Origin of the sequence: Kitasatospora sp. NPDC091257, from assembly GCF_044757675.1 — a bacterium.
GTDB classification, from domain to species: Bacteria; Actinomycetota; Actinomycetes; order Streptomycetales; family Streptomycetaceae; genus Kitasatospora; species Kitasatospora lactacystinica.
Genome location: NZ_JBIVVI010001119.1, coordinates 1 through 2,979, shown reverse-complemented (window position 1 = coordinate 2,979; position 2,979 = coordinate 1). Strand labels below are relative to the sequence as shown.

3 protein-coding genes are annotated in these 2,979 nt (G+C 74.8%); 1 reads left to right on the top strand and 2 read right to left on the bottom strand.

All coding sequences use genetic code 11. From position 1 onward, the window contains the following. A partial coding sequence (locus tag ACIQOV_RS35160) for a DUF2637 domain-containing protein (RefSeq protein ID WP_401054905.1) occupies positions 1–959 on the top strand: 959 nt, incomplete at its 5' end. Positions 960–1,235: 276 nt separating this feature from the next. Here the strand turns inward: ACIQOV_RS35160 and ACIQOV_RS35155 are convergent. Together ACIQOV_RS35155 and ACIQOV_RS35150 are read right to left on the bottom strand one after the other, a co-directional pair. Continuing rightward, a complete protein-coding gene (locus tag ACIQOV_RS35155; RefSeq protein ID WP_401054904.1) occupies positions 1,236–1,985 on the bottom strand; it encodes an SGNH/GDSL hydrolase family protein in 750 nt (249 codons plus the stop codon). Then, positions 1,966–2,979 (bottom strand): glycosyltransferase (locus ACIQOV_RS35150; RefSeq protein ID WP_401054903.1); only part of this gene is annotated, 1,014 nt, incomplete at its 5' end. The genes ACIQOV_RS35150 and ACIQOV_RS35155, both read right to left, overlap by 20 nt.

Sequence of the window (2,979 nt, the reverse complement as noted above, 5' to 3'; positions counted from 1 at the left end):
CTGGAGCACCACCCTTGACCACCATCGCGATACCCCCTGCCCACACCCCGTCCGCCCGGGTCACCCTCTGGGACCGTCTCGCTGTCGGTTTGCTCGGCGTCCTCGGCATCGTCCTCTCCTATGACGCACTGCGGCAGATGGCCGGCGCGACCCACGTGCGCGGCCCGCTCACCTACCTGTTCCCGATCATCGTCGACGGCTTCATCGCCTACGGCGTCCGGGCCCTGCTCGTCCTGCGCGACGCCCGCTGGCCCGCCCGCGCCTACGCCTGGACGCTCTTCGCCGGAGCGACCGCCACCAGCGTCTGGGCCAACGCCCTGCATGCCGTCCGCCTCAACCAACTGCCCACCACCGGCAGCGGGCTGAAGCTCACCGACACCGTCGTCGGCATCCTGTCCACCCTCGCCCCGATCGCCCTCGGCGGCGCCGTCCACCTCTACATCCTGATCGCCCGCCACGGCTACGACGCCGCAACCGCTCCCGCTGAGCAGAACGCTTCTCCGCGCACAGAGACTTCTGCCGACCTGGTGACGGCTGACGGCGAAACGGTCCTGCGGCCGGACCGGCCGGAGGACCACAGCGAGGAGACCGCGCTGCTGACGCTGATGTCCGCCGCCGGACTTCTGCCCGCCGAGTGGCGCGACGCGTTGCCCGATCCCGAACCGGCAGAAGTCGATGACCGACCGGTCGATGCCCCGGACACCCGGGCTGAAGCCTCCGGAGACGCCGAGGCGGAGAACAAGCCGATCGGGCGTCCACCGGGCGCGTCGATGAAGCGGCTGCTGGAGGTGGGCCGCGCGGCGGTCGCCGCTGAAGGCCGCCTCACCCGCGCGATCGTCGAACAGGCCGTCCGCGACGCTGGCCTTCCGCTCGGCAGTACCCGCCTCACCGAGCTGATGCGAAAGCTCCGCGAGGAGCAGACCGACGAACAGAACCCTCCGCACCCCGAGGCCGACTGACCAACCCCGGTGTCCGACTGACCGGCCCGGTTGGTCAGCCGGACACCGACTTCTGCCGACCCACCGCCGCACTCGGCAGAAGTCCACCGCCGCCAGGTCACTGCGCACGGCAGACCTCGACTCCCACCGCCGACCCGGCCTCGAGCAGGGACCGGTTCCGGTGCAGGCCGTGCCTGACGCGCCGCCCATACCTGCGAATTCCGGCACGGCCAAACCCGGCATCACCCCGCACACTGCGCACCCCGATCCAGTACCCCCAGGAGCACGCCCTGACCGCTACCCGACCGACCCCGCACGAGCACGTGGCCGGTGCTGTAACCTCGCCGGACCGCAATGGAGTTGGCCACCTCCAGGCCAACAGCGGAGCAAGCGAGTGCGTCGGGACCCGCCGGCCTCGGTGAGCAGGTCGTGGAACCGCAGGGCGATCAGGTGGTGGCCCTCGGCGCTGGGGTGCAGGCGGTCCACGCTCAGCAGCCGGCGCTCGGCCAGCCACGGCAGTTCGGTGATGTGCAGGTGTATCGCCCGGTGGCGCTCGGTGAGGGCGTGCACCACGGTGTTGACCGCCCGCATCCGGCGCGCCAGCGGCCGGGCGAGCGGTGCCGGGAGCCGGAGCAGGCTGCCCGGGTCGGGCAGGCAGGCGGTCAACAGCCTGGCGCCGTGGCCGGACAGTTCCCCCATCGTGGCGTCGAGTTCCAGCGTGGCGCGCCGGATGTCGAAGCCCGTGCGCAGGGTGTCGTTGCCGCCGACCACCACGGCCGCCAGCCGCGGCCGCAGCGCCAGCGCCTGCGGAAGTTGACGGATCGTCAGTTCCGTGGTGAGCGCCCCGCTGTACGCCAGGTTGGTGAACTCCGCGTCCCGCCCCTCGGGTGCCAGCGCGTCGGCCAGGACGGCGGCCCAGCCGCGCCAGCCCTCGCCGACCCGGTCCCCGACCCCTTCCGTCAGCGAGTCCCCGAGTGCGACGAAGCGCAGTGGTTCGGCCGCCGCGGGGCGCTCCCGCGCCGCCCGGTCACGCCCGGCTTCCAGCATGCTCGTCCCGACCCCCGTCCACCGCCTCGTCGTGGTGCGCGCCGTGCGCCGCCAGGAACGCCGCCACCGCCGCCGGCCAGCCGTACCGCTCGGCCCGCGCCCGGGCGGCGGCCCGCCGCAGGTCCTCCGGCCGCCCCAGCAACTGCCGTACCGCGGAGGCGAATCCACTGCCCGTGTCGACGGCCGTCGCTCCGGCGAGCCCGATCAGGCCGGGCAGCGCGGAGGAGCGGCTGACCGCCACCGGGGTTCCGCAGGCCAGGGCCTCCATCGCGGCCAGGCCGAAGGTCTCCACCGGCCCGGGCGCGAGCACCACGTCCGCGCAGCCCAGCAGCCGGGCCAGCTCGGCACGCCCGCCCAGGTGCCCGAGGAAGCGTACGGGCAGTCGCAGCCGTGCGGCCCGGGCCGCCAGCCGTTCCCGCAGCGGGCCGGTCCCGGCGACCACCAGCACCGCGGGGTGCCGCCGCGCGCGCAGCTCGGCCAGGGCCTCGATCGCCCGCTCGGGCCGCTTCTCCGCCGAGAGCCGCGAGCAGAGCACCAGCAGTGTCTCGTCCGGAGCGGCGTAGCGGGCCCGCTCGGCGGCGCGGGCGGCCGGCGGCAGCGGTCGCATCGCCTCCAGGTCCACCCCCAGCGGGGCCCGGACCAGGTTCGGGGTGCCGATCCGCCGGAACTCCGCGGCGGCCCAGTCGGTGGTGCAGAGCACTGCGTCGTAGGCGCGGGCGGTGGCCGCGTTGAGCCGGTCGGCCGCCGTGCCCGCCAGCGGGCCGGGCAGGCCCCAGGTGCGCAGCACCCCGGCCGCGCTCTCGTGCGAGACCATCACCGACCGCACCCCGTGCCGCCGTGCCCAGGCGCCGGTCCAGCGCAGCGTGGTGCGGTCGGACACCTCCAGCCGGTCGGGGGAGGACCTGGTCAGTTCGGCGGCCACCGCCCGCCGGTCCGTGAGCAGCCGGTAGCCGCCGGCGGCCGGCAGCACCGGGCCGGGCAGGGTGACGACCAC

Coding starts and splice junctions, on each gene's coding strand:
- ACIQOV_RS35155 (WP_401054904.1), bottom strand. CDS start 1,985: ATGCTGGAAGCCGGGCGTGACCGGGCGGCGCGGGAGCGCCCCGCGGCG.